Source organism: Micromonospora sp. NPDC003197 (genome assembly GCF_053590565.1).
Genome location: NZ_JBSFTE010000028.1, coordinates 1 through 23528, shown reverse-complemented (window position 1 = coordinate 23528; position 23528 = coordinate 1). Strand labels below are relative to the sequence as shown.

Below are 23528 nucleotides of genomic sequence, written 5' to 3'. Positions count from 1 at the left end.
TCAGCCCCTTGTCAATAGTTGTGGAATACGGTCGAGGACGTTGTTCTGCGGCATGTTCGGCTGCCACACGTGCAGGTACTGGTGGGCGAGGCGACTCCCGAGCCGAGCGTCGGCGACCACTGCGGCGAGCAGACCGGTGACCGCGTCGACGACGTCCGGATAGGGGTGTGCGCGGGATATCCAGTGCCCGAGCAGCCGCCAGGACCGGTACGCGGTCTCGGGCAGACTGAGCGCCGCTGCCCAGAGCGCGGCCACGTCCGAAAGCTCCAACACTCCTTCATTGACCAAATCGAGCAGAGCGGGCCAGTGTGGACGGTGTGGCTCCGCCCAGCGGGCCGCGAGTAGGCGCAGCGCACGAGCGGCCTGGATCCGCACCTCCCGGTTCGCCGAGTTCGCCCAGTCGACCAGGGCCGGTACGAGTACCCGGGCGTGTCCTGCCTGGTACACCTCGTCGATGGCCCGTGCGACCACGTGCGTGTACCGCTGCATCCGATCCGCCGACACCAGGCGTAGCTGTTCGATCGCCACCTCGGGCCAGAGCCAGCTCAACCCCAGCGCATAGGCCCGCGCAGCCGTATCGCGCTGATAGGCGGAGCCGGTGGCCCAGCCGCCCACCACTCGTCGTAGCCGGGTACGCAGCACAGGCTGTGTCGCGGCACCGACCATCGCCACCCCGGCAGCCTGACGCAACCCGGCTCTACGCTCCCGGGACAGCCGGCCCAGCACCGCCACGGCGGCATCGAAGTCCTGCCCGGCGGACCAGCCGATCACCCGGGCCGCCGCCAGCCGCACCCCGGGTGACTCGGTGCGGACCAGCTCGTCCAGCCAGCCGAGCATTCGCCCGGTACCCCAGTCCCGCCAGGCGACCGCCAACATGTGCAGGGGCAGTGTCTGGTTGGCGAGGGTGAACCGGATGGACTCCGTACGACCCGCCGCTGCCCCGTGGTCGTCCTGGCCGGTGGCTTGCCAGAGCAGGTCACCGAGGAGTTCACGCAGGTCCGGCTGACGTAGTAGGCCGCCAGAAAGATCCGCCACCGCCCCGTTCCCCGGGTGGAGCAGCCGGTGCGCCGATCGACTCAGCTGCGCGACCGGCTCCCCTTCCAGCACCGCACAGGAGATCCGGAACGCGCACAGCCGGTCGGTCTCGTCGGCTGCCAGGGCCGTACTCCCGCTTCGCACCGGATGCAGGATCTCCTCGGCCCGGGCCCGTAGCTTGACCGGAAGCTCGTGTTCGAGCAGGGCCGTCAACGCCGCTCCCCTGGGTGCCCGGTCCGCGATCCGCCGCGCGACATGGGCTATCTCCGCGTTACGGGGCTGGGTGGCGAAGTAGGCGAGCAGCGACGGGTGCTCCCCGCACTCATCCCGTACGTAGCTGTCGACACAGCTTCCCTGGCAGTCGACACAGTCGCCCACGCATCGGCCCTGGAGGCGGCGGGTCAGCCCGACCCGGAAAACCGTCTCCGGTGCGGCGGCTCGATGCCTCACCAGATGGTCGTCCAACTCGTACGAGCCGGCTCTGTTCTCGTCGATGACGACGACGCTCGCCTCCAGCACCTCCAACCGGGCTGCCAGGTCGACGAACGCCATCTCGTCCAGGTCCGTACTCTTGTCCAGTTGCAGGACGTAGCCCCATGCCTTGCGCAGCGGAGTAGCGGCACCGAGGAGGGCACGGATCCGGGTGGCCGAGAGCGCACCGATCCGGTCAGAGTCGTGTCGCTGGGACAACGCCAGACAGGCGGAGGTGTGCCGGCCGCTACCCGGCTTACCGGTCAGGAACACCAGCCGCTGACTCCGCAGCCGCTGATTCAGCTCGCCATCGCTGTTGGCCGGAGCGTAGCCGTCCGCCATCCGACGCAATCGGAGAGTGGAGATCGGTTCAAGCCAGGCCTCCGCCTCGGTCGTTTCGCTGGCGGTGGTTATGTTGACCACGCCGATGGCGGTCGCGTTGTGGCCGGTCGCGTTCTGCCCGTGGACCGACTGGTCTCCGACCTCGATCCCACCGCTCGGCTCGACGAACGCTTGGAGTCGCTGGAACAGGTCGTGCGGCTTCAGCTGGTCGTCCTGGTCGTCGGTGAAGTCGCCTGGCGTGGGTACGCCCGTCTCCTGTTCGGACCCGGCACCCGGGCGGCCGCGCTCCGGCTGGTCGGTCGCGAACGTGCTCTCCTCGAATTCATCCGACGGTGCTGCTGGCGATGACGGGGGCGGTTCGGTCGGTGGCTGGTGCTCCCCGGGCTCGGGATAGCCGAGATGGTTCTCCTCCTGCATCGGGCTCACCGCCGCGCCGGCCCGTCGGGCCGGAAGTCGCCGCCAATCGAGCCGATGGCCATGCTGCCGTGCCCGACCGCGTTCTGGCCCTCGACCCGGATGTCACCGGTCCGGATCGCACCCGGCTCGGTGCCGGACCCGCCGGCCGCACCTGGGCTGCCGCCCCCGCGCCGGTCCGCGTCCGGCGCACCGGCCGGCCGCACCCCCGCGCCCGAACTGCCGGACGGTTGTGAGCTGGCCGACGTCTCGGATCGTCCGGTCTCGGCCTCTGATCCGATCAGCCCGAGCGATTCGGCCGCCACCGGATCGAGGACGGCCAGTTGTCCCAGGTCCTCGTCCACCACACAGATCCAGGCGAACTCCCGGAAGTCCTTGTCCGGGTGGTTCACCTCCACCTGACGAAACCGCTCCGGCCGCAACTCCTCCGGGTACTCGGTCACCACGTCGCGATAGATGTCCGACGACACGATCAGGGCTATCCCGGCATCGGGGAATGCCTTGAGCGCCCGCTTGAGCGGCGGGGCGTCACACAGCCGACAGACGTTGTTCACCGCGTTGCCCGGAAAACCGTTGGCTCCGTCAAGGTGCACCAGCCCCTGGTACAGCGCGACCCGGAGCCGGATCCGCGCCTCGGGCAGTCGGCTGCTGTTGTACCGGCGCAGCAACCGGTTCAACGCCGGCACCAACCTGCCGATGACTGTCGGCTCCTTCACCTCGGCGGGAAGGATGGCGAGTTCCCCGTCACCGGCCTGCTGGGTCTTCCAGGCCACCCGATCGAGGCCCACGCTGCGCGCCGCGTCATGCAGCATCTGCTGAAATGCGCGCTGCGCCTCATACTGCATCAGGTTGCCTCGCCGGCTGTATCGCTCCATGTCCACGGATATCAGCAATCGACGGTCCGGAGGGCTGGGCTCGGTCATGCCAGATCACCTTTCGACAACCGGCCCGTCGCGGTGACGGACACGGATGAACAGGTAATCCGACTCCCGACGTGAAGACCCTGTAGAAGTACGGTTTCACCAAAAACAGCTGCCAGCGCGCTCCATGATCGCGGGCAAAACAGCGACGATCACGGAGAAAACCGCCACGGTACGGTCGGAAAGCTGTCATCCCCTCGCAGGGAGATATCTACAACGACGGATTCGGATGTTGTGGAGTCATGCCGAAATCAGCCATCATCCGCCTGTCCCGCTCCGCTGTTACGGACCCGCTCATCGTCCTGATGTCGATGCCAGCACTGGCTGATCGCATCACCCTCCTCGACCTGACATCCCTGCTCTTTTCTACGGACATCGACCCGATCTACCGATTGGGCCTGCTACTCCTCCTCCGGTTCGCCGCCGGTTGCCTCACCAAAGCAGGCCGACGAAACGACTCGTCCCGCAAAGATATTGCCCATCGTCACTGTGCGACTAGGCTGCTGTCTCGCGACTCGGAGCATCGTCGGACAGGAGTACCCGTGCGAAACGAAATCCGCCACCCCGACCCGCGTTGGCCGTACGGCACGCTACTCGGCCGGCTCACCGAGCCGAGCCTGGCGGAGTTACTGACGCTCGGTACGGCGAGACGGGTCGACGCCGATGAGACCCTGCTCCGCGAGGGGGATCAGGACTCGCACCTGGTGCTGATCTGCCAGGGTCTGGCGAAGGTCACGGTGACGACAGGAGACGGCCGGACCGCGCTGCTCGCCATCCGGGTCGGTGGCGACCTCGTCGGCGAGATGTCGGCGTTGAACAACAAGCCGCGATCGGCAACGGTCACCACCTGCAGCCCGGCCCTGGTCCGAGTCATCCACATGCGACAGTTCAAGCCGTTCCTCGCGGCCCACCCGGACGCGGCCGTCGAACTCGCGGCGATGGTGGCGGACCGACTACGCCAGTCCAACCGCCACCGTATCGACTTCATGTCCTACCCGGTGTCGACCCGGGTCGCCCGAATCATCGCCGCGATCGCCCGCACCCACGGACGTCGTACGCCGAACGGCCTCGTCATCGACGTACGCCTGACCCAACCGGAACTCGCCACCATCTGCGGCGCGGCCGAAACGACGGTGCAGAAGGCACTCCGGGAACTACGGAGCGACGGCCTGATCGACACCGACTACCGGCGGATCACCGTACGTGACCTCACCGGCCTGCTCGCGATGGCGCAGCTCGAATCCGACGACTGAGCCGGCTCAGGTCCGACGGCTGAGCCAGCTCAGGATTGTGACGTCAGCAGGCAACATGGCGTTCACAACTACTGGCACAATCGTCGATGGCTGGGACGCGACGTAGTGCCAGAACCGTGGGGCCCAGCGGCCGCACTGGTCGGTGGCCAGCCTGCCGAGCACGACCAGGCTGCCCGCCGGTACCACCGAGTCCGGCTCCCGGCGCAGAAGCGGCACCCGGTCCACCGGCACCGGGTCACCGGGTCACCGGGTCACCGGGGTCACCGGGGTCACCGGGCACCGCGTACGCCCGCTTGATGAGCAGGCCGGGCGAGCCGGCCTGCGGTTCCGACGAACCGGCCGTCATCTGTGCCGGTGCCGCCACCACGACGACATCACCCCGCCGGACGGCGGCGAGTGACACCCGACGCGCCAACACCCGGTCCCCGGACCGCAGCGTGGGCTCCATGCTGCGGCCCACGACCGACACGATCAGCAGTCGCCGCCGTAGCCAAACCGAGGTCGCGATGACCAGCGCCAAAACGCCGGCCAGCACGACGACAACGACTGCCGTACCCATCGGGTCAGGCCCCCCGGAGAGTGGCCCCGAACCGGGCCGCCGCCTGGGTCACCGCCGCATCCCGGGCAGCCACCGCCTCCTCAGCGGTGAGCGTCCGGTCCGTCGCGCGGAACGTCAGCTTGTACGCCAACGACTTGCGCCCCTGGCCCAACTGCTCCGCCGAGGTGTAGACGTCGAACAGCCGGATCGACTCCAGCAGCTCCCCCGCCCCCTCGGCGAGGGTCCGGCGCAGCTCGGCGGCGGGCACCTCGTCGTCGACGACCAACGCCACGTCGATCAGGGCCGGCGGGAAGTGGGAGGTCGACGGGGCGGGCACCACCGGGGCTGGCGGTACCAGGTCGAGGTCGAGTTCCATGGCGCTGGTACGCCTCGGCAGCTCCATCGCGTCGACCACCGACGGGTGCAGCTCACCGGCGTACCCGATGGTCACGTCGTCGACCAGCACCTCGGCGCAGCGCCCCGGGTGCCACGGTGCCCGCTCGGCCTGCCGGACGGTGACCCGCTCGTCGGGGATGCCGGCGGTGGCCAGCACCAGCCGAGTGGCGGCCACCGCGTCGGCCCAGCCAGCCGGACGTCCCGCGCCCCACCAGCCGGCCGGGTCCAGTTCACCGGCGAGCACCGCCGCCACGTGCCACGGCTGGCGTGGCACCACCGCCTCGGCGGCGGCCAGGTCGGCGTCCGACGGCCGCTCGTCCACCCCCATGGCGGGCGGCGCACCGGCTCCCGGCTTCGGTTCGAAGACCAGGCCGATCTCGTAGAGGGCCAGGTCCCGCTGTCCCCGACCAATGTTGCGCCGCAACGTGCCGAGCAGCGGGCCGAGCAGCGTGGTACGCAGCAGCGGCTCCTCCTCCGACAGCGGGTTGGCCAGTCGTACGGCGGACCGGCGCGGATCATCGGCGGGCAGCCCGAGCGCGTCGAACACCTCGGGTGCCACGAACGGGTAGGCGAGCACCTCGACGTAACCGTGTTCGGCCAGGCTCCGGGCCACCGAGCGGCGACGCCGCTGCTCGGCGGTCAGCCCTCGACCGGCCGGGGCCTGGGGCAGCACCGCCGGCACCCGGTGGTAGCCGTCCAGCCGGACGATCTCCTCGACCAGGTCGATCGGGTCGGTCAGGTCCGGCCGCCAGCTGGGCGGGGTGACGACGAGACCGGCCGGTTCGGCGCTACCAGTGGCGACCGAACCTGGGTCCTCGGCCAGCCGGTCGGTGCCCTCGGTCACCGCGCAGCCGACCTGTTCCAGCAGCTCGGTGACCCGGGCCGAGGAGTAGTCGACGCCGATCCGGCGGCCGGGCAGCTGGGGGTCGAACATGATCGGCGTCGGGGCCGACACGTGGTCGAGGTCCAGGATCTCGTCGCTGGCGTTGCCGCCGGCGTGCTCGGTCAGCAGCGCGACCGCCCGGTCGATCGCCACCAGCGGCAGGGCCGGGTCGACGCCACGCTCCCAGCGCTTGGCCGCCTCGCTGAACAGCTTGTGCCGCCGCGCGGTCCGGCCGACCATTGCCGGGTCCCAGTGCGCCGCCTCGAACAGCACGTTGGTGGTGCCGGCGACGACCTCGCTGGTCTCGCCTCCCATCACCGCCGCCAGGGAGATCGGACCGCTGTCGTCGCAGATCACCATGTCCTCGGTGGCCAACTCCCGGTCCACCCCGTCCAGGGTGGTCAGTCGCTCCCCCGCCTCGGCCCGGCGGACCACCAGCGGCCCGGAGATCCGGTCCAGGTCGAAGGCGTGCATCGGCTGGCCCAGTTCGAGCATCAGGTAGTTGGTGATGTCGACCGGCAGGGAGATGACCCGAATCCCGGCGACGGTCAGCCGGCGCTGCATCCACTCGGGACTCTGCGCCAGCGGATCGACGCCCCGGACCGCTCGCGCGGCGAACCGGTCACAGCCGACGGTGTCCAGCACCCGCACCGGGTACGCCGGTTCGGCGGTCGCTCCGGGGGCCGGCACTACGCCCGGGTCCCGGAACGGCAGCCCGAACGCGTGGGACAGCTCGCGGGCGACGCCCCGCACCGACATGGCGTACCCCCGGTCGGGGGTGATCTCCAGCTCGACCACGATGTCGTCGAGCCCGACCACCGACCGGGCGTCGTCACCGGGCTTGGCCGGGCTGTCCGCCGGCAGCACGATGATGCCCGAGTGGTCGTCGCCGAGGCCCAGTTCCCGGGCCGAGCAGATCATGCCGTTGGAGTTACGCCCGTACGTCTTGCGGGCTCCGATGGCGAATCCGCCGGGTAGTACGCCGCCGGGCAGGATCACCACCACCCGGTCACCGGGGGCGAAGTTGGTGGCCCCGCAAACGATCTCCTGCGGTTCGCCGGTGCCGTTGGCAGCCCCCACGTCCACCCGGCAGAACCGGATCGGCTTCTTGAATCCGGTCAGTTCCTCGATCTCGCGTACCTCGCCGACCACCAGCGGCCCGGTGACCGTGGTCCGCAGGTCCACCGCGGACTCGACCTCGATACCGAGCTCGACCAGTGCCTGTTCGAGGTCCTCGACCGACAGGTCGGCGGGCAGGTCGACGTACTCCCGTAGCCAGGAAATTCCCACTCGCATGACTCAGACCACCGTCTCCGTTGCTTCGTTCCGCATCCCGCTAAGCCGCATCCCGCTAAGCCGCATCCCGCTACGCCCCGACTCCGAACGCGCGGGTGAACCGCACGTCGCCCTCGACTATGTCCCGCATTTCCCGCACCCCGTGCTGGACCATCAGGGTCCGTTCGATGCCCATGCCGAAGGCGAATCCGGAGTAGACGTCCGGGTCGATGCCGCAGGCGCGCAGTACACGCGGGTTGACCAGGCCGCAGCCACCCCACTCGACCCACTGGGCACCGCTACGGTGCTCCGGGAACCAGACGTCGAACTCGGCCGACGGCTCGGTGAACGGGAAGTAGTGCGGTCGCCAGCGCAGCTGCGCCGACGCGCCGAACATCGACCGGGCGAAGTGCTCCAGGGTGCCCCGCAGGTGGGCCATGGTGATGCCCTTGTCGACGACCAAGCCCTCGACCTGGTGGAAGACCGGGCTGTGTGTCGCATCCAACTCGTCGGTGCGGTAGACCCGCCCGGGGCAGACCACGTAGATCGGTGGCTGCCGGGTCAGCATGGTGCGCGCCTGCACCGTCGAGGTGTGGGTACGCATCACCAGGCCGGGCAGGTCCAGGTGGAAGGTGTCCATCAGGCCCCGGGCCGGGTGGTCCGGCCCGATGTTGAGCGCGTCGAAGTTGGCCCACTCCAGCTCGGCCTCGGGGCCTTCGGCGATTTCGTAGCCCATGCCGATGAACAGGTCGCTGATCTCCTCCATCAGCGTGTTCAGCGGGTGCCGGCCGCCCTGTGGGCGGCGGTCGTAGGGCAGGGTGACGTCGACCCGTTCCTCGGCGAGGACCCGTGCGGCCCGCTGCCGTTCCAGTTCCTCGCGGCGGGTCGCGAACGTCGCCTCGACCGCCCGGCGGGCTTCGTTGACCCGCTTGCCGGCGTCGGACTTGGCCGCCGGGGGCAGCGCGCCGATCTCCCGGCGGGCCAGCGAGATCGGGGCCCGGTCGCCGAGGTGCTGGTGCCGCAGGGCGGTCAGCTCGTCGGGGTCACCGGCGGCGGCGAATGCCTGCTCGGCGGCGGCGACGGCTTCGTCCAGGGCACTCTGGTCGAGCAGGGCAACCTGCTTCGGGTCGTACGGATCGTTGCGATAGGTCATGGCGTACGGGCACTCCCTCACGGCGGCGCCAGCCCTCGTCGGGCGGCGATGGCGAGTTTACGGACACGCGGCTTCGCCGCAGCCCGCCGGTGGGAGGTGCACAGGGGAAAGGTCAGCCCTGCCGCCCGCCGAGACCGGCGGGCTGGCTAAACGAGTGCCGTACGGCGCTCATCACGGGGTGGTCACCTCTCCTAGGTTTGCGACTGCGGGGCTCACAGCCCACGTCGCAGTGCTCTGGCTGAAGCATACAGACACACCGCTGCGGCGGCAGCCAGGTTGAGGCTCTCGGCGCGGCCGTGCAGCGGCACGCGTACCCGGGCGTCGGCCAGTTCGGCCAGCTCGGCGGGGAGCCCGTGCGCCTCGGAACCGAAGAGCCAGGCGGTCGGGGTGGCCAGGCCACCGGCGTCGGCGAGGTCGTCCAGGTCGGTTTCGCCATAGCCGGAGGCGGCCAGCACGGTCAGGCCGGCGGCGCGCAGCGCGGCGACCACCCCGGCCGGGTCGCCGGCGCGGACCACGTCGACGTGGAACAGGCTGCCCGCCGAGGAGCGCACGCTCTTACCGTTGTACGGGTCGACCGTCTCCCCCGCGAACACCACCGCACCCGCCCCGGCGGCGTCGGCGGTACGCAGCACCGTACCGGCGTTGCCCGGGTCGCGGATGCCGGCAAGCACGGTGACCAGGCGGGGTGACCGGTCCAGCGCGGCGGCCAGCGGCACGTCGAGGTGGTGGCAGACCGCGACCAGGCCCTGTGGTGCGACCGTCTCGGTCAGTACGGCCAGTGCCTCGTCGGTCAGCGCCGAGACCGGCACGTCCGAGTTGGCAGCGTGTGTGGCCAGGTCGGCGTAGCGGTCCAGGGCGGCCGGGGTGCCGAAGAGTTCGACCACCCCGGCGGGTCCGGCCAGCGCCTCGCGGACCGCCTGTGGCCCTTCGGCGAGGAACCGGCCAGTGGTGTCCCGGTCACGGCGACGATGCAGCCGGCGCGCGGCGACCACCCGGGGCGTACGGGGAGTGAACAGTGGGGTCTCCGGGGCAGAAATCGGAGCGAGGCGCCCCCCGGACTGTCGTGCCGTCATGGGGAGCGCCTCGTTCCAGGTGTAGCGGGTCGGGTCAGGCGGCCTTGGCCGCCGCGCCACCGGTGCCCTCGGCCGCCACAGCGGCGCGGGCGATCTCGACGATGGCGGCGAAGGCCGCCTCGTCGGTGACGGCGAGGTCAGCCAGGATCTTCCGGTCCACCTCGACGCCGGCCAGCTTCAGGCCCTGGATCAGCCGGTTGTAGGTCATCCCGTTGGCGCGGGCGCCCGCGTTGATCCGGGTGATCCACAGCTGCCGGAAGTCGCCCTTACGGTCGCGACGGTCCCGGTAGGCGTACTGCATCGAGTGCAGCACCTGCTCCTTGGCCTTGCGGTACAGCCGGGAGCGCTGCCCCCGGTAGCCGCTGGCGGTCTCCAGCAGGGTACGACGCTTCTTCTGGGCGTTCACAGCCCGCTTGACGCGTGCCATCTCAACTTCTCCTTCAGGTCAAAGTGGCGCGCGTCAGCGGCCAAGCAGTTTCTTGATGCGCTTGACATCGGCCTTGGCCACCTCGACCGTGCCGGTCAGCCGGCGGGTGCGGGTGGAGGTCTTGCCCTCCAGCAGGTGGCGCTTGCCAGCCTGCTCCGCCACGATCTTGCCACGACCGGTCACCTTGACCCGCTTGCCCATTCCGGTGTGGCTCTTCATCTTCGGCATGTGAAACGTTTCTCCCCTATTACTCGCCGGTGGTCCCGGCGGGTCCGGCCGCCTCGGCCGGTGGTGCCTCTACCTCGACGGCACCGGCCTCCCGCTCACGCGGCGAGCCCGCCTTGGCGGCCGTTGCGGACGCCTTGACGGCCCGATGCGGAGCCAGAACCATGATCATGTTTCGGCCGTCCTGCTTCGGTGCGGCCTCGACGTATCCCAGGTCCGAGATCTCCGATTCGAGCCGCCGCAGAAGCCGGTAGCCCAGCTCCGGCCGGCTCTGTTCGCGACCGCGGAACATGATCGTCACCTTGACCTTGTCACCTGCCTTGAGGAACCGCACCACGTGACCCTTCTTGGTCTCGTAGTCGTGCGGGTCGATCTTCGGCCGGAGTTTCATCTCCTTGATGACGGTCTGCTGCTGATTACGCCTGGCTTCGCGCGCCTTGAGTGCACTCTCGTACTTGAACTTGCCAAAGTCCATGAGTTTGCACACCGGCGGGCGCGCCATCGGCGCAACCTCAACCAGGTCCAGGTCGACGTCCGCGGCCAGCTGCAGAGCGCGCTCCAGCGGGACGATGCCCACCTGCTCGCCCTCTGGGCCGACCAGCCGGACCTCTCGTGCCCGGATCTGCTCGTTCACGCGTGGCTCGACGCTGATGGGGCCTCCTCAAGTCCGTTTCCTCAACTTGAGCCGACCCCGGTGGGTCCCCGGCGGGAACCAGCCCGGGAAGCAGAAGGCCCCGGCATATGCCAGGGCCCGCTCGACCGGTCGACGGCGACAACAGGTGTCGCACAGCCGGATCGGCTAGGCCGATCCGGTGACCGGACCCGGCCGCCACAGTCGGCAACTCGGGTGGGAGCAGGCGCTCCGCTTCATGGCTGGCCTGGTTGTGCATTCACACGGTCATGCCAGCATGGTCGACTCACGAAGGTTACCAGGTGGGGTCGGCCGGTCGCGACTCGGCCACCCCGGCGCGTCCCTCGATCGCGACGCGCCCCGGTGAGGGCTAGCCAGCCTGCGTGGTGGCGGTCTGCTGCTGCTGGTGGGCGGCGTGCAGCGCCCGCAGTGCCCGGACCCCGGCCACCGCGTGCTCCTTGTCGACCGCCTGCAACGCGAGAATGTTCAGCTGCTCCTCGTCGGCCAACTCCAGGCTGGCCCAGGCCGAGCCTCGGTTGAACCGTACCGCCCGAACCTCGTCCCAGGGCACGTCGTAGGAGCCGAGCAGGTTGCGCACCCGGATGCCCTGGGCGTCCGCCTCGACCCGCAACCGGGTGAACATCAGGATCCCGAGCGCGACCAGCACACCCAGCCCGATCATGGCGAGCTGATCACCGCGCTGGAAGGTGGCTGGCCCGCTACCGGTCGGCCCGGTCAGCGAGGTGGCGATCAAGCTGAACACCACCACCGTGACCACCGCCATGGACCAGCACATCACCCGGATGCGCTGCGGACGCAGTCGTACCACCTCGGAACCGCTCACGCCGTCCAGTCTGCCATCCGCCGGTCAGGTACCGGACGGCGCGGGGCGGCACCGTCACCAGGTCCGACTCACAGTCGGCAGGCGTGGATGTCGGTGACGAGGATCGCGCGGGCACCAAGATCGTAGAGTTCGTCCATGATCCGGTGCACCTCGTCGCGGAGCACCATCGCCTGCACGGCGACCCAGCCCTCCCGGTGCAGCGACGACACCGTCGGCGAGTCGATGCCCGGGGTCAGCGCGCTGGCCTGCATCAGCAGCTCGGCCGGCACGTTGTAGGCGAGCATCACGTACTGGCGGGCGACCAGAACTCCCTGCAACCGACGCAGCAGCTGGTCGGCCTGGGCGTTGGCCGGGGCGTCGAGGCGACGGATCAGCACCGCCGACGAGCGCAGGATCGGCTCCCCGATGATCGTCAGGCCGGCCTGGCGCAGGGTGGCCCCGGTAGAGACGACGTCGGCGACCACGTCGGCCACGCCGAGGCGTACGGCGTTCTCGACCGCGCCGTCGAGGCGGATCACCTCGGCCTTGATGCCCTGCTCGGCCAGGTAGCGCTCCACCACCCCGGGGTACGCGGTGGCGATCCGCTGCCCGGCGATCTGCTCCACCGACGAGACGATCTCGGCGCGGGCGGCGAGCCGGAACGTGGCCCCGCCGAAGTCGAGGTCGAGCACCTCTCCGGCCGGGCTGCCCGCGTCGACGAGCAGGTCCCGACCGGTGATGCCGAGGTCGAGGTCACCGGAGCCGACGTAGACGGCGATGTCCCGGGGACGTAGGTAGAAGAATTCGACGTCGTTGGCGTCGTCCCGGCAGACCAGGTCCCGACTGTCGGCGCGTTGGCGGTAGCCCGCCTCGCGCAGCATCTCGGCGGCCGGTCCGGACAGGGTGCCCTTGTTGGGAATGGCGATACGCAGCATTTCTCTGGTGCTCCTTCGAGTTCGATCGGAATCGGTCGGGGCACTCAGAGATGTCGGTAGACGTCCTCAAGGTCCAGGCCAGCGGCGATCATCAGCACCTGGGCCTGGTAGAGCAGCTGGGAGATCTCCTCGGCGGTCCGCTCCGGGCCCTCGTGCTCGGCCGCCATCCACGCCTCGGCGGCCTCCTCGACGACCTTCTTGCCGATCGCGTGCACACCGCGCTCCAGCGCGGCCACGGTCGCCGAGCCCGGGGTGCCGGCAGCGGCCTTGGCCTGCAACTCGGCGAACAGCTCCTCGAACGTCTTCACGGAATCGGATTCTCGCAGCCACACCGCGTGGCCCCTGCCACCGGGTCACCCCCACCCACCAGATGGACGCCGAGTGGACGCCGAATCCCCGACTGTCGACCCCGCCGATGATCCCTACCACATCAGGGGGGAATTTTTCCGGCCTCCGCCCCTATGCTGTCGGCCATGGCCAGCCGATACGCCCCCGTCGCGCTCGCGACCGTCGTCCTTGCCGCCCTCGCCGGCTGCGCTCCTCAGGAGGCAGACCCGGCCCCGACCAACCAGTCGCAGGCCGACTGCACCAAGGACGCCCTGCGCACGCTGACCGCCGGAAAGCTCACCATCGGCACCGACGAGCCGGCCTACGAGCCCTGGTTCAAGGACAACAAGCCGGAGAACGGTGAGGGCTTCGAGGCGGCGGTGGCCTACGCCGTGGCGGAGAAGCTCGGGTACGCCCGCAGCGACGTGGTGTGGACCCGGGTCAAGTTCGACAACGCCATCGCCCCGGGGCCGAAGAACTTCGACTTCGACATCAACCAGTTCTCCATCACCGAGGAACGCAAGCAGGCCGCCGACTTCTCCGGGCCGTACTACCTGGTCCGGCAGACGGTCATCGCACTGAAGTCCTCCAAGATCGCCGGCAAGGCGTCGCTGGCCGACCTGAAGGACGCCAAGCTCGGCGCGCAGGTGGGCACCACCAGCTACCAGGCGATCACCGACGTGATCAAGCCGACCGCCAAGCCGCAGGTCTACAACAGCAATGACGATGCCAAGAAGGCGTTGCAGAACGGCCAGATCGACGGTCTCGTCGTCGACCTGCCCACCGCCTTCTACATCACCGGCGCGGAGATCACCGACGCCACCATCGTCGGTCAGGTGCCGCAGGTCGGCGTACCCGAGGCGTTCGGCCTGCTGCTGGACAAGAACTCGCCGCTGACCGGCTGCGTCAGCAAGGCCGTCAACGAACTGCGCGACGCCGGCACCCTCGCCGAGCTGGAGAAGAAGTGGCTCGCCCAGGCGGCGGGCGCGGCCGAACTGACGTGACCCTGCACGACGGAATCGGTGTCCCCCCGGTCGGCAAGACGCCGGCCGGTGGGGCACCCGGCAGCTGGGCACCGGGCGGCACAACACCGGGCGGCTACCAGCCGTCGGAGATCCAGCGGCAGCGGGCCGCGTACCGGCGACGGCAGACGATCCGCTCGGTGCTGGTCGCCGCCGCCTCCACCGCCGTGGTCGGCACCCTGCTGGTGGTGGCGGTCACCGGGGCACCCGGCTGGCAGCGGGTCAAACAGTCCTTCCTCGACCTGGCCATCGCCCGGGACGCGCTGCCCGAGGTACTGACCGGACTGTGGCTCAACGTACGGCTGCTGTTCTTCTGCGCCCTCGGCGCGCTCGCCCTCGGTCTGGTGATCGCGGTGCTGCGTACCCTGCGCGGAGCGGTGTTCTTCCCGGTCCGAATGCTGGCCACCGGCTACACGTACACGTTCCGTGGCCTGCCGCTGATCATCGTGCTGTATGTGCTCACTCTCGGCGTACCCGGCCTGCGCCTGCAGGGCATGCCGTCGGTGCTGGTGCTCGGCGGACTGGCGCTGGTGATCACCTACGGCGGCTACCTGGCCGAGGTGTTCCGCGCCGGCATCGAGTCGATCCACCCGAGTCAGATCGCCGCCGCCCGGTCGCTGGGCCTGACCTACCGGCAGGCGATGCGGCACGTGGTGCTGCCGCAGGCGGTGCGTCGGGTCGCCCCGCCACTGCTCAACGACGTGGTCGCGCTACAGAAGGACGTCGGGCTGGTCTCGCTGGCCGGTCCGATCGACGCGGTACGGGCCGCCCAGATCGCCACCGCCGAGACGTTCAACTACACCCCGTACATCCTGGCCGGGGTGCTCTTCGTACTGCTGGCCATTCCGCTGATCGCGGTCACCGACTGGGTGACGCTGCGGGCCGCGCGCCGACAGGCGGGAAGGTGACATGTCGCTGCTGACCTGCCGAGGGCTGCGCAAGACGTACGGCGGCAGTCACGCCGTCCTCGACGGCCTGGACCTGGACGTGACCGAACACGAGGTGGTGGCGCTGATCGGGGCGTCCGGCTCGGGCAAGTCGACGCTGCTGCGCTGCGTCAACCTGCTGGAGGACATCGACGACGGCACCATCCACCTGGACGGCGAGCACATCACCGACCCGAAGATCGACCCGGATCGGGTACGCCAGCGCATCGGCATGGTGTTCCAGTCGTACAACCTGTTTCCGCACCTGAGCGTGCTGGACAACATCACCCTGGCACCTCGGCGGGTGCACCGACGCAGCCGGGCCGACGCCGAGGAGCAGGCGCTCGCCCTGCTCGACCGGGTGGGGCTGGCCGACAAGGCACGGGCCTATCCGGACCGGCTCTCCGGCGGCCAGCAGCAGCGGGTGGCGATCGTCCGTACGCTGGTCAACTCGCCCCGGCTGCTGCTGCTCGACGAGGTCACGTCGGCCCTGGACCCGGAACTGGTCGGCGAGGTGCTCACCATGATCCGTGGCCTGAAGTCCGAGGGCATGACCATGGTGCTGGCCACCCACGAGATGGGCTTCGCCCGGGACGTCGCCGACCGGATCTGCTTCCTCGACAGCGGCCGGGTCATCGAGCAGGGGCCGCCGGAGCAGGTGCTGGGCGAGCCGACCGAAGCCCGTACCCGGCAGTTCCTGCACCGGATCATCGAGGCTGGCCGGCTCTGAGTGGAAGATTGACGGCGATGAAGGATCGCGAGAGGTGGCCGGCAAACCCACACCAGGTGTGGGAGGAGAACACGCGGACCGAGGTCGCACCCATCGCCGAATTCGACCGGGTGCCGTCTCCGCCCATCGACACGCTGGCAGATTTCACCCGACGAGTCGAACTGCCCGATCCCTACGTTGGCTGGGCATCCCTCCTCGGGAACTTCGCGATTGCGGCGGCGATCACCGCTATGTGCGCCGCGATCGACGACGGTCTCGCCTCGACCCGTTCCGAGCTTCCCCTGATCCCCATCGCGTTCGTCATCGTGTTCACCATCGTGCTCGTGATCGCCCTCCGATGTGGTCGACGTAAGCATCCTGCCCGCAGCTACGCCTATCACCAGCGCTACCTGTCCAGCCGGGCGGCGGTGCTCGGACAGGTGTACCGCACATCGCTCGTCGTCCTGGGAGCTGGCGAGCGGATACCCATCATGCTGATCATCGATGACCGCCTCGACGACGAGCGGACCCGCCGGCTCCATGCTGCCGTCGCCGCCTGGGGTGAACGGCTCGACGCCGACCAAAAAGCCCTGGCGCGGGCACAGAAACACTTCGAGTCACGCAGGGTCGTCCCGCTCACCGAGATCTTCGGGTACGAAGCCGACGGCGGCTACCTGACCCGGCTGACGCCGCAGACACCGCAGACACCCGGATGGGCGCTGCTCCTCCCCCATCCCGCAGCCGCCGATATGGCCAGCGGCAGGGTCGAGGTGCTCACCGTCAAGAACCCTTGACCGCCGTACCCCGGTCGGGCCGCGCCGCCTCAGTGCTGCCCGACGAGGTCGCCCACCTCGGTCCGGGACGAGATGCCCAGCTTCCGCAGGATGTTCGAAACGTGTACGGCGGCGGTCTTCGGTGAGATGTAGAGACGCCGGGCCAACTCGGCGTTGGTCAACCCGTCGCTGATCAGTACTGCCACCTCCCGCTCGCGGGGGGTCAGGGCGGTCGGGCCGGTGACCGCAGGTGCCGCGTCGACCGGGGCCATACCCAGTTGAGCGCGGACTCGGGAGAGCTGGGCCACCCGCCAGCCACGCCACTCGGCCAGCAGGGGTACGGCCGCCACCACCTGCTCGGTAGCCTCCTCGCGCCGGTCGTTCGCGAGCAGACAGCGGGCGGCGCCGACGCGTACCGTGCCCCGGGCCGCCGGCCCCAAGCTGTGGGCGTCGGCGATGGACAGGTAGCCGGCCAACGCCTCGGCGTGCTGGCTGCGCGCCTCCGCGAGCTGGGCGTCGACGAGTGTCCAGTAGGCGTCCCGTACGTCGGCGTCGAGTAGCGCGGTGGCCATCTGGTCGAGCCGGTGCGCCGGCAAACCGCTGTCCAGCGCGGCGGAGATCAGGTCGTGGGCCTGCTCGTTGCTGCGCCACGTCTGCCCGGGTAGGGCCGCGATGAGTTCCTCCAGGCTCGCTTCGGCGCGCGGGAGGTCGGCACGCCGGCAGGCGAGGTGGAACGCAAGGCCGGGAATCATGGTCGCCGGGTTGTTGGGCAGCACTGCCAGGTCGGTGACGATCTGCTCGACCCGGTCCAGCTCGTCGGCCTCCAGGTAGAGCCCGGCGAGAAAGACGCCGTGGTAGTCGGCCCAACGGCCCCAGCGCTGGTAGCTGCGGTCCTGTTCGCGCCCCTCCTCCAGTGCCGCGATTGCGGCGGACAGGTCGCCGGCCCGTACCGCGAGCCGGGCTCGCCCCTGGAAGTAGGTGGCTACCGCGAGTGACTCGAAGCCGGCTCGCTCGGCGTTGACCCGCATCCGTTCGAGGGTCTCGGCGTGCTCGGCTGGCGAGGTGGGTGGCTCACCGTTCACCAGGATGTTGAGGGCACGGGCGGCCAGCACCCACTCGCCCACCTTTTCGGCCTCGTCGACGAGGGCGGACAGGATCTTGCGGCCAGCGGCAGCGCTCTGCGGGCGCTCGGTGAGCGTCCAGCCCTTCTCCAACAGCGCCGCCAGGCGGACCGCCGGCAGATCGAATTCGTCCGCCAACGTCAGCGCGCGCTCGGACCAGAGCAGGGCGGCGTTGAGGTCCCCGCGCAGGGACGCCGACTGCGCGATGGCGGTCATCGCCCGCGCCTGGTCGGCACCGGGCGGAAGCTGCGCGATCAGGGTCCCGATGTCCTGCGTCAGGGCGCGCATCTCGTCGGTCTCGCGGGACTCCCAGGCGATACGGACCAGGAGATACAGCGACTCGGCCCGGTCGGTCGTGGTGCCGGCGACGTCACGCCAGCGCCGACCGTACCGCAGGGCGTCCTCCAGCAGTCCGGCCAGCCACGCCGCCCGCGCGGCGGAGGCGAGCAGGTCGGCGTCGTCGGGCACCTCGTCGAGGCCCAGCTCCGCCAGTTGCAGGGCCTGGTAGGCGGAGCCGATGGAGAGGTAGAGCGCAGTGCCACGGCGGGCCGCGGCAACCATGTCGTCGTACCGGCCGGCGCCCCGGGCGTGGTGCGCCACCATGGCCGGGTCGGCGGCGCCACCGCTCAGCAGTACGTCAAGGGCCGCCTCGTGCAGCCGACGGCGCTGCCGACCGAGCATCTGCTCGGCAATCGCCTCGCGCACCAGCGCGTGCCGGAACGCGAACTCGTCCTCGCCGGACTCGACCAGCACGCCCCGGGTGACCAGGTCACGCAGCACGGCGATCAGCGCGTCCTCGCCCACACCGGTCACGTCGGCGAGCAGGTCGAACGGGATGCGGTGGCCGAGTACGGCGGCCGCCTCCACGATACGGTGGCTGACCGTCTCGAGGTCGTCGACCTGACGGCGTAACACCTCGGCGAGACTCCACGGCAGCGGCTGCTCGACCAGCGCCTCCGCGTCGTACCCGGGCAGCGCGCGCAGCAACTCCTCCAGGAAGAACGGGTTGCCGCCGGTGCGTTGGTGCAGCGCCGTCACGGCGCGCATCGGCACCGAAGCGCCGGTGGCCGCCGCCAGCAACGCCGCGGTCTGCGCGGGGCTGAGGCGATCGAGGCGTACGTGGCTGACGGTGTGTCGGCGTTCCATCCGGGCCAGCAGGCCAGCCACGGGTTGGCGACGGGTCACCTCGTCCGGCCGGTACGTCCCGATGAGCAGCCACGGCCCGCGCTGGTCGGCGATCCGTTCGAACAGCGCGGCGCTCTCCGAGTCGGCCCAGTGCAGGTCCTCGAAGACGATGACCGCAGGCGAGTCGCCGATCAGGTCGGCCAGGATGGCGAGACCGGTGTGCAGGCGCTCGATCGGGCTGTGCCGCGGGTCCGCGAGGGCCGCAAGCTGCTCGGGGTCGCTTGCTGGGCGGCCGTCGATGGCGTCCAGGAGCACCTCGTACGGCCGGGACAGCGAGCCGGGTTCCGCCTGGCCGACCAGCACGACGGTTTCCGCCGGCACGCTTGTCAGTAGCTCCTGCACCAGCCGGGTCTTTCCGATGCCCGGCTCGCCGGCGATGATGGCAACCGCCGGCGCACGCGCCGCCGCGAGCTGCGCCAACCGACGCAGCTCGCTTTCCCGCCCGATCATCACTGGGCTGGCACCGCCTCGGATGGTCCGCACGACGCCAGGCTACCGTCGGCCTGTCCGCGGACGGCCTTGGCGTTACGGGTCCGACGGGCCCGGCGGGCGCTGGTAAGTAGGCGCTCCCTGTCGGCCTCGGCGATCAACTCACGGTGGTGATCGTTCGCCAGCGCCAGCATCGTCTCCGGAAGTAGAAACATGGCTTTTCTCCTTGTCAACCACTGATAAATCAATCGTCGGTTGACAGGGGTTCTGTCACATCGGAAGCGCCTACCTATCTTCATGCTTCAGCAGGGGCTTAGCGGAGCGCGCGGGCCGCCTAGGCATACCTACGCATGCCTAGGCCGCGCCCTGCGGCGTACCACCGGGCGGGGTCAACTTCGCCGGGAATCCGCAGCGACGTTGCGGAAGCGCTCGTGCGCCGACTGCCGGCTGATGCCGAGCGCGTTGCCGATCTCGGCCCAGGAGAGCCCGGCTTCCCGGGCCGCCAGCACGGCCTGTTCGATCAGTGGCCGTTGCCAGCGTTCCACCTCGGCGAGTACGCCGAGCGCCTGCAACGGCCAGGTGCCAGCCAGTTCGGCGACGTTGTCCCGGAGGGTGTCGGAGCGGCTCAGCAGCCAGCCGGGCGGTGTGGCCGCCAGGATCGGCCTGATGTGTCCACTCCACTCGGAGGTGGCCATCCAGCGCCCCTCTTCGGCGGCCGGATAGTCGCTGGTGCCGGCCCAACCGCAACTGCATCGGGCCCGGTAGCCGACGGTGTCGGCCGGCGCTGCGGCGTCGGTGCTCAGCGTCCCGTCCGGCAGTCGGAACCCGATGAGGTCCGCATGTCCGGGAACCATCTCCTCCGCCATTCCGTAAGCATATGTTCGTCAGGGTTCCCTGACTTGAGATGTCAGGATATCCTGACGTTCACTACCCGGACTGGTCATCGTCCGGGCCGACGCTCTGAGAGGAGAGCGCAGATGTCCGTGGTCAGCGGCACCGTGGCGCCGGGTTACGAGCCGGTCAGGGAGGCGTTCCTGGCGAATTTCGAGATGCGGTCCGAGATCGGTGCGGCCCTCAGCGTCTACCGACACGGCCGGGAGGTGGTCCGACTGTGGGGCGGGTTCGCCGACCCCACCACCGGCCGCGCCTGGCGGGAGGACACCCTCCAGGCGGTCTACTCGACCAGCAAGAGCATGCCGGCGGCCTGCGCGCACCTGCTGGCCCAGCGCGGGCAACTCGACCTGGACGCACCTGTCGCCGAGTACTGGCCGGAGTTCGCGGCAGCGGGCAAGGGCCACATTCCGGTCCGCTGGCTCCTGTCCCACCAGGCGGGGCTGCCAGTACTCGACCGTCCGATACCGCTGGAGCAGGCGCTGGCCTGGGAGCCGATGATCGACGCGCTGGCCACCCAGGCACCCATCTGGGAGCCGGGCACCGCGCACGGCTACCACGCACTCACCTACGGCTGGCTGGTCGGCGAGGTGGTACGTCGCGTCTCCGGCCGCAGCCTCGGCACGTACTTCGCCGACGAAATCGCCAAACCGCTCGGCCTGGACTGCTGGATCGGCCTACCCGCCACCGAGGCACACCGGGTCGCCCGTCTCGTCGAGCAGCCGGTCACCCCGCCCACCGCCGCCACCATCGAGGCAATGCCCGAGGCGCTACGGGAGGTGCTCGCCGCGTACACCGATCCCACCTCGCTGCTGCTCCGCTCGGTGGCAGTGACCGACCCACCGCCCGACCTCGCCGACCCGCGCACCTGGACGGCGGAGATCCCTGCCGTCAACGGCATCTGCACCGCCTCGTCACTGGCCCGTTTCTACGCGGGCCTGATCGGCGAGGTCGACGGCGTACGGATCCTCGACGAGAGCACCCTCGCCACCGCCACCCGCGAACAGGCCAGCGGAATCGACCGCGTGCTGCTGACGCCGACCCGGCCGGCGCTCGGCTTCGGCCTCCCCCTGCCGGACCAGCCCTGGTGGTCGCCGACCGCCTTCGGCTTCCCCGGCCACGGCGGCTCGCTCGGCTACGCCGACCCGGCCGACGGCATCGCCTTCGGGTACGTGATGAACGGACTCCGCGTCACCATGGAGCCGGACCCCCGCACGACCAGCCTGATCGAGGCAGTCCGGGCGGTCGTGTCCCGCCAACCGGATTAGCCAGCGCGCTAACTCATGAATCGTTGGTCTGGGTTGGGCTGAGTTGGGTGCCCGGCTCGGCCGACGAACTCTGGCGCCGGTCGCGCCGGTTCATGAAGGCCACGACCAGGAAGGTCACCGACAGCACACCCGCCGCCTGGGCGAGCCGGTCGATGCGTTTGGTGGTGCAGGACTTGTACGCCAGATCCAGGTAGTACGCCTTATCCGAATACTGCGGAACGTTCCGCCACGGGCTCAGGTCCATGTCCAGGGCGTTGCCGCAACTGGTGTTCTGCTCGTGATCCCCCGGCCCGATCCGGATCGGCGCGAGCAGCAGAATCGCGATGACGACCGTACCGAGCAGCACGACATGGAACGGTCGCAGCCGCAGACGTCGTTTCCGTTGCGCCACATCGACTTTGCTCGTCATCTGGGCGATAGTAGAGCAATTTTCCCCCTCACGAGGCCGGCAAGGAACTGGTCCGGCCGGTCACGCAACCTTTCCAGACCTTCAATTCGTATGTCGAGAGGACACACGAGCCAAGGGGTTGGTTGATGCCGGAACCGGAAAGTTTCGATGACTTTGTACGCACCTGCTCTCATCGGCTGTACCGGGTCGGGTGCCTGCTCAGCGGCGGGAACCTTGCCCAAGCGGAGGACTTGGTCGCCGAGGCGCTTGCTCGCGTCTACCTGGCCTGGCCTCGGGTGCGTTCGGGAGACGCGTTCGGTTACGCCCGGCGCACCATCGTAAACCTGCATACCGACTGGTGGCGTGGGCTGCGCCGCCGGCGCGAAATGCTTACCGGCATGGTGCCGGACATTCCCGACGGTACGGACCACAGTGGCCAGATCGCGCGGCGGGACAGCGTTGTCCGCTCGCTTCGCCAACTGACCCGACGCGAACGGGCTGTGGTGGTCCTGCGTTACTTCCTCGACCTTACCGAGCAGGACACCGCAGCTGAGCTGGGCATCTCGCTCGGCACGGTCAAGAGCACGAACGCCCGTGCCCTGGCCAAGCTTCGGGTGTCTCCAGACCTCGTCGAGCCGGTGAGATCAACCGCCCCGTCGATGCGGGCGGTTGTCCCCGCGCAATCCCGGGAGTCCTGATGAGAAATATCGATGACCTGCGTCACGCGCTTGATGCCGAGACTGCGGACCTGACGGTGCACATCCCAGCGGGACTGATCCGTCGCCGAGCCCAAGGTGTGCGGATTCGGCAGGGGGTAACACTGGCCGTGGCGGCTGCCGCCATCGTCGCGATAGGAGTCGTACCCGCTGTCATGGTGGTCAGTCGTTCCGGCCCCACTTCCGGCGATGTTGGACAGGTGTCTGGGGGGCCAGCGTGCCGGCCCCTTTTCCCCGATCATCAGGAAGACGAGATAGCTGGGCTTGGCCCTCTGGTCGAGACAGGTGCCACCCTGGATGCGCCGAACGTCAACGCCCGATATGACGTGCTGATCGGCTTGATCGGAACCCGTGATCAGCCCAGCTTCGTCGTCGCGTTCCGTGACCCGCACACCGGCGCGATCCAGGTTTGGGACACGTCCAGGTTCGGACGCGATCCCAGTGGGGATCTTGCGGGCAAGCGGGACGGTGATCCGCCGCACCAGTTCTTCAGCAGTCAGCTTGCTCTCGGACCGAACAGTGTGCTCGATGTCGGGCTGTACAGCAGGACGGCGCACCGCATCACAGTCACGTCCGAAGGCCACGCGGCAGACGCCGAAACCACCCGAAATGCCGAGACCGGGTGGACGCTTTTCTGGGTCCAGCGTTCGGCGAAGCCGTTGCCGCCGGACCGTTTCACGACCTCGGGCGAATACCAAGGACCCGAAAGGGTGACGATCACCGCCTACGGCACCACTGGCCAGCCACAGCACATCGACCCGGGCGGTCCACACGTCGGCGGCAGTGTGCAGAACCCGAGGGATGGTTCGCCACCTGAAACGGTGACACCCTCCGCGACTGCGGTGCCGACCTGCCCAACCGGGGTATCGCCAACCTAGGAGCTACTAAGGCGTGTTTCAGAAGTGGTGGGTTTGATCAAGGTCACGGCGTGGCGGTGATCGACAACTGAAGAGGTCTCCGGTATCTGGTTCTGCGACCA

At 69.4% G+C, this 23528-nt stretch carries 25 protein-coding genes; 8 read left to right on the top strand and 17 right to left on the bottom strand.

What is annotated here, in order from left to right; all coding sequences use genetic code 11:
* Together ACWDV4_RS24990 and ACWDV4_RS24985 are read right to left on the bottom strand one after the other, a co-directional pair.
* On the bottom strand, positions 1-2265 hold the full coding sequence (locus tag ACWDV4_RS24990; RefSeq protein ID WP_449983139.1) for a hypothetical protein: 2265 nt from the start codon (positions 2263-2265) through the stop codon (positions 1-3).
* A 5-nt stretch (positions 2266-2270) separates the two neighbouring features.
* Positions 2271-3185 carry a hypothetical protein gene (locus tag ACWDV4_RS24985; RefSeq protein ID WP_449983137.1) on the bottom strand — a complete coding sequence of 305 codons (915 nt, stop codon included), beginning with the start codon at positions 3183-3185 and terminating at the stop codon, positions 2271-2273.
* Between the two features lie 539 nt (positions 3186-3724).
* On the opposite strand from ACWDV4_RS24985, the gene ACWDV4_RS24980 reads away from it, so the two are divergent.
* Positions 3725-4435: a Crp/Fnr family transcriptional regulator gene (locus ACWDV4_RS24980; protein ID WP_449983135.1), complete on the top strand. Its 711-nt coding sequence runs from the start codon at positions 3725-3727 to the stop codon at positions 4433-4435.
* 6 nt (positions 4436-4441) lie between these two features.
* On the opposite strand, the gene ACWDV4_RS24975 is transcribed toward ACWDV4_RS24980, so the two are convergent.
* From ACWDV4_RS24975 to ACWDV4_RS24925, 11 genes are all read right to left on the bottom strand, one after another.
* A complete protein-coding gene (locus ACWDV4_RS24975) occupies positions 4442-4651 on the bottom strand; it encodes a hypothetical protein (RefSeq protein ID WP_449983133.1) in 210 nt (69 codons plus the stop codon).
* 19 nt (positions 4652-4670) lie between these two features.
* The gene (locus ACWDV4_RS24970) at positions 4671-4994 is read right to left on the bottom strand and encodes a S26 family signal peptidase (protein WP_449983130.1); all 324 of its coding nucleotides are present in this window, start codon (positions 4992-4994) and stop codon (positions 4671-4673) included.
* Positions 4995-4998: 4 nt separating this feature from the next.
* Positions 4999-7548 carry a phenylalanine--tRNA ligase subunit beta gene (gene pheT, locus ACWDV4_RS24965; RefSeq protein ID WP_449983127.1) on the bottom strand — a complete coding sequence of 850 codons (2550 nt, stop codon included), beginning with the start codon at positions 7546-7548 and terminating at the stop codon, positions 4999-5001.
* Positions 7549-7618: 70 nt separating this feature from the next.
* A complete protein-coding gene (pheS, locus tag ACWDV4_RS24960) occupies positions 7619-8680 on the bottom strand; it encodes a phenylalanine--tRNA ligase subunit alpha (RefSeq protein WP_449983124.1) in 1062 nt (353 codons plus the stop codon).
* Between the two features lie 212 nt (positions 8681-8892).
* On the bottom strand, positions 8893-9753 hold the full coding sequence (locus ACWDV4_RS24955; protein ID WP_449983121.1) for a TrmH family RNA methyltransferase: 861 nt from the start codon (positions 9751-9753) through the stop codon (positions 8893-8895).
* A 34-nt stretch (positions 9754-9787) separates the two neighbouring features.
* The gene (rplT, locus tag ACWDV4_RS24950) at positions 9788-10180 is read right to left on the bottom strand and encodes a 50S ribosomal protein L20 (RefSeq protein WP_449983118.1); all 393 of its coding nucleotides are present in this window, start codon (positions 10178-10180) and stop codon (positions 9788-9790) included.
* 33 nt (positions 10181-10213) lie between these two features.
* On the bottom strand, positions 10214-10408 hold the full coding sequence (rpmI, locus tag ACWDV4_RS24945; protein ID WP_449983116.1) for a 50S ribosomal protein L35: 195 nt from the start codon (positions 10406-10408) through the stop codon (positions 10214-10216).
* Between the two features lie 19 nt (positions 10409-10427).
* Positions 10428-11039, bottom strand: coding sequence for a translation initiation factor IF-3 (gene infC, locus ACWDV4_RS24940; protein WP_449983114.1), 612 nt, complete (start codon positions 11037-11039; stop codon positions 10428-10430).
* Positions 11040-11406: 367 nt separating this feature from the next.
* Positions 11407-11880 carry a PH domain-containing protein gene (locus tag ACWDV4_RS24935; protein WP_449983111.1) on the bottom strand — a complete coding sequence of 158 codons (474 nt, stop codon included), beginning with the start codon at positions 11878-11880 and terminating at the stop codon, positions 11407-11409.
* Between the two features lie 68 nt (positions 11881-11948).
* Complete coding sequence (gene hisG, locus ACWDV4_RS24930) at positions 11949-12794, bottom strand: ATP phosphoribosyltransferase (protein ID WP_449983108.1); 846 nt, start codon at positions 12792-12794, stop codon at positions 11949-11951.
* A gap of 44 nt (positions 12795-12838) precedes the next feature.
* Positions 12839-13102: a phosphoribosyl-ATP diphosphatase gene (locus ACWDV4_RS24925; RefSeq protein WP_449983105.1), complete on the bottom strand. Its 264-nt coding sequence runs from the start codon at positions 13100-13102 to the stop codon at positions 12839-12841.
* A gap of 165 nt (positions 13103-13267) precedes the next feature.
* Between ACWDV4_RS24925 and ACWDV4_RS24920 the strand changes: the two genes are divergently transcribed.
* From ACWDV4_RS24920 to ACWDV4_RS24905, 4 genes are all read left to right on the top strand, one after another.
* Entirely contained in the window at positions 13268-14125 is an 858-nt protein-coding gene (locus ACWDV4_RS24920; protein ID WP_449983103.1) for an ABC transporter substrate-binding protein, read from the top strand.
* A 110-nt stretch (positions 14126-14235) separates the two neighbouring features.
* Complete coding sequence (locus ACWDV4_RS24915; protein WP_449983273.1) at positions 14236-15051, top strand: amino acid ABC transporter permease; 816 nt, start codon at positions 14236-14238, stop codon at positions 15049-15051.
* Position 15052: 1 nt separating this feature from the next.
* Complete coding sequence (locus ACWDV4_RS24910; RefSeq protein WP_449983100.1) at positions 15053-15799, top strand: amino acid ABC transporter ATP-binding protein; 747 nt, start codon at positions 15053-15055, stop codon at positions 15797-15799.
* Positions 15800-15816: 17 nt separating this feature from the next.
* The gene (locus ACWDV4_RS24905; RefSeq protein ID WP_449983097.1) at positions 15817-16572 is read left to right on the top strand and encodes a hypothetical protein; all 756 of its coding nucleotides are present in this window, start codon (positions 15817-15819) and stop codon (positions 16570-16572) included.
* A gap of 29 nt (positions 16573-16601) precedes the next feature.
* Here ACWDV4_RS24905 and ACWDV4_RS24900 read toward each other — a convergent pair whose 3' ends face one another.
* From ACWDV4_RS24900 to ACWDV4_RS24890, 3 genes are all read right to left on the bottom strand, one after another.
* Positions 16602-19340, bottom strand: a complete 2739-nt coding sequence (locus ACWDV4_RS24900; RefSeq protein ID WP_449983094.1) for a helix-turn-helix transcriptional regulator — start codon at positions 19338-19340, stop codon at positions 16602-16604.
* Positions 19307-19501, bottom strand: a complete 195-nt coding sequence (locus ACWDV4_RS24895) for a hypothetical protein (RefSeq protein WP_449983091.1) — start codon at positions 19499-19501, stop codon at positions 19307-19309. The genes ACWDV4_RS24900 and ACWDV4_RS24895 overlap by 34 nt, the downstream gene beginning before the upstream one ends.
* A gap of 174 nt (positions 19502-19675) precedes the next feature.
* Positions 19676-20152: a hypothetical protein gene (locus tag ACWDV4_RS24890; RefSeq protein ID WP_449983089.1), complete on the bottom strand. Its 477-nt coding sequence runs from the start codon at positions 20150-20152 to the stop codon at positions 19676-19678.
* Positions 20153-20263: 111 nt separating this feature from the next.
* Between ACWDV4_RS24890 and ACWDV4_RS24885 the strand changes: the two genes are divergently transcribed.
* Positions 20264-21445, top strand: a complete 1182-nt coding sequence (locus tag ACWDV4_RS24885; protein WP_449983087.1) for a serine hydrolase domain-containing protein — start codon at positions 20264-20266, stop codon at positions 21443-21445.
* A gap of 13 nt (positions 21446-21458) precedes the next feature.
* Here ACWDV4_RS24885 and ACWDV4_RS24880 read toward each other — a convergent pair whose 3' ends face one another.
* Entirely contained in the window at positions 21459-21854 is a 396-nt protein-coding gene (locus ACWDV4_RS24880; RefSeq protein ID WP_449983085.1) for a hypothetical protein, read from the bottom strand.
* A gap of 125 nt (positions 21855-21979) precedes the next feature.
* Here ACWDV4_RS24880 and ACWDV4_RS24875 point away from each other — a divergent pair, with 125 nt between their 5' ends.
* Both ACWDV4_RS24875 and ACWDV4_RS24870 read left to right on the top strand, forming a co-directional pair.
* Positions 21980-22531 (top strand): SigE family RNA polymerase sigma factor, encoded by a 552-nt coding sequence (locus ACWDV4_RS24875; RefSeq protein WP_449983083.1) that lies wholly within the window; start codon positions 21980-21982, stop codon positions 22529-22531.
* A gap of 173 nt (positions 22532-22704) precedes the next feature.
* Positions 22705-23427 carry a hypothetical protein gene (locus ACWDV4_RS24870; RefSeq protein ID WP_449983080.1) on the top strand — a complete coding sequence of 241 codons (723 nt, stop codon included), beginning with the start codon at positions 22705-22707 and terminating at the stop codon, positions 23425-23427.
* The last annotated feature ends 101 nt before the right edge of the window (positions 23428-23528 follow it).